Origin of the sequence: Flavobacterium sp. (assembly GCF_035760125.1) — a bacterium.
In the GTDB taxonomy this organism is placed as follows: Bacteria; Bacteroidota; Bacteroidia; order Flavobacteriales; family Flavobacteriaceae; genus Flavobacterium.
In genome coordinates, this window is record NZ_DASTTN010000040.1 from 1 (window position 1) to 2,858 (window position 2,858).

General features: G+C 27.5%; 2 protein-coding genes. Both read left to right on the top strand.

What is annotated here, in order from left to right:
• On the top strand, window positions 1-1,102 hold a 1,102-nt coding region (locus VFS71_RS01930), incomplete at its 5' end, for an AAA family ATPase (RefSeq protein WP_326399048.1).
• A 630-nt stretch (window positions 1,103-1,732) separates the two neighbouring features.
• Window positions 1,733-2,812: a hypothetical protein gene (locus VFS71_RS01935; RefSeq protein WP_326399050.1), complete on the top strand. Its 1,080-nt coding sequence runs from the start codon at window positions 1,733-1,735 to the stop codon at window positions 2,810-2,812.
• Window positions 2,813-2,858 lie beyond the last annotated feature (46 nt).

Below are 2,858 nucleotides of genomic sequence, written 5' to 3' on the forward strand. Positions count from 1 at the left end.
TAGTAAACTCCAAGAATCTTTTATAGGATATAATCCATTAGAATTGTTCATTGCTTTTGATAATCTAAAGACTATTGGTTATTTAGATGATATTAAAATAGATGTAACTCTAACTTCAGGTAAAGTAATAAAAATTGACCAATTTAGTGATGGTCAGTTTCAGTCCATTTATATATATGCATTAACAGAGATATTTAAAGACAAAAACTGTATAACACTTTTAGACGAACCAGATTCTTTCTTACACCCAGAATGGCAACACAAATTCTTAAATCAAGTAAATAAAATTAGTGATGCATCTGCAAAAACTAATCACGTTTTGATGAGTAGTCATAGTGCTGTAACTTTGGTTGGTGATTTAGAGAAGAGAGTGAATTTATTTAGGTTTCAAGAAAACAAGATAAAATATCATAAAGTAAGTAAAAACTTTGCTGTTAATCAATTATCTAATCAATTGTTCAAAGTTAATTATGATAAGCAGATATTAAGTATTATGCATACGCATAGTCAAAATAAACCAATTTTATTTACCGAAGGTTTTTCAGATCCAATAGTGTTATATGAGGCTTGGTCTAGATTGTATGATTATGAAATTCCGTTTGATATATGTTTTGGTTTTGGATGTGAATATCTTAGAAAAATATTGAGTAGTGATAAATTTCAAGCAGAAATGAATGGGAAACCTATTTTTGGTTTATTTGATTTTGACGAAGCATATAATCAATGGAATTCGCTAAAAATGGATGGTGAATTACTTGAAAATAATCCATATAACGGGAAGTGTAAAAAGATTGAAAATAAAAATAGTTATGCTTTCTTAATTCCAGTTCCTCAAATAGATAAAATAAAAAAGCAAGTAATAAAAAACGAAGTAACCAATGAAACTTTTGGTTATCAGTCTAAAGTAGAAATGGAACATCTTTTTTATTCAACTGAGACGAGTGATAAATTCAATATCAAAAAAGGCGTTGGAGGTTCGAAAATTATTGAAATAAGTGACTCTCAAAAATTAGTTTTTGCTCAAGATATTGTTCCGTCATTAGGTGACGAACATTTTGAAGTTTTAAAACCCATGTTTGAATTAATTTTAAATAAAATATGAGTTTACAATAAATTCATTTACCCACAGTAAATTCTTTAATGGGTTTATATGATGCGTTGGAAAATGAAGTAAAGCCTAAAACAGTTTGAGAAATTAATACAAAGTGTGTTGAGGGAGATTCTTGAAATAAATATTTAAATTATGAATAAAAAATCGCAAACAATACACAATAGACTTATAGCATGCGGATTAGGTAATGCTGTTAGAGTGTCAATATTAAATCCAAATAGTGAAGCTGAATGTTTAGTATGCTTTTTATTATTGAGTGACAGATTCAAAAGTTTTGAAGATTTATTACTTGCCATTAAGAATTGTTTACAAGAATTTCCAGTTATTATCAGTGAGATTAATAATAATAGAATTACTATCATACCTGCTAATACTCATTAGCCAATTTATTTAGTTAATATAAGAAATTATCAAAAAGTAATAATTCTTTCAGAATTATAAGCAACAAGGATATTTATATTACTGAATATAAAAATATTAAAGAATTTAAAATTTCATGGAGATGGTTTCATTAATTTTTTTTTAGGTAAAAAAGGTAGCGCAAAATCAAATCTATTTGAAACATTTAGACAACTGTTCGAATTCATAAAAACATAAAATTAAGTAAATAATACTAAAAAAATGATGACTTGCCAAAATCAACAACAAATATCAGCTTTCATTGAGGGTGGATTAAAAAGATTTGTTAAGAGTCAGGATAATTTAGAACAATTGCAAGATTTTGTTATTCTATTAAATCCGAGAAAAGAAAAACTTTTAAATAATTGCTGTTGGGAGTGCCCTCATTGCTACGATTTGAGAACGTATGTCAAAATATTATTTGATTTTGTAAATGAAACAATGACTCTACAGGAAGTTGAGAAAAAACTTCAGGAATGGGATAAGGTTAAAGCATCAGATGAAATAATCGATAACATAGCTATTCCAGAAAGAAAATTAAACCTGACTGCTTGTGATGCAGTTACAGGTAAAATATATTATCCTGATTTTAATTTTATTGATGAAATTGAAAAACGGGATTTATTTGAGGAACTTAAAAATAAGGATTTGTATTTTATTTATTCTCCAATTCATCTGGAGGAAGTCTATAGAATGAAGCTTCCTTATCAAGAGGAGAGAATACAGACAATTTCAAAAATCACCTCGGATAATTATATATTACCAATGGGTAACAGACTGGAATTACATAAACTGCATCCCAAATACTCATATGAACGAGTTAAAGATAATCCTGGCATTTCAAGGGCGCTAGAAAAAAGCAAAATTGTAAATAGTAAAGACCGTGATATCTTTTTTACAGAAATTAAAAATAGGTTACAAAGAGAGATTAATAATATCCAGAATGTTTTCGACTATATCTCAAAAACTGAATTTCATAAACTTTTGAGTTTTTCTGGTTATCGCTTTACTGTTGCGGATTTTAAAAAAACTAATAAATCTTATGACGAGATACTCCACATGATTTATACCTTATGTAGTATAATGGATAATTTATCATTTAATCGTGATAATAAAGGAAGAACACTCAGAAGTTCAGTTTACGATATTGAACATTTAATTTATGCTACAAAAGCCGATTTTTTTGTAACTGGAGATAAAAAACTTTCGAATCGGGCAATAGAAATTTACAGCTATCTTGAGTTGGATATTGAGGTATTATTTATAGATACTAATAATTTTATTTTGGATAAACTTACCTAACAGCTATTTATAAAATGCATTTCAAAATTTGGTTTTTCCATATCAT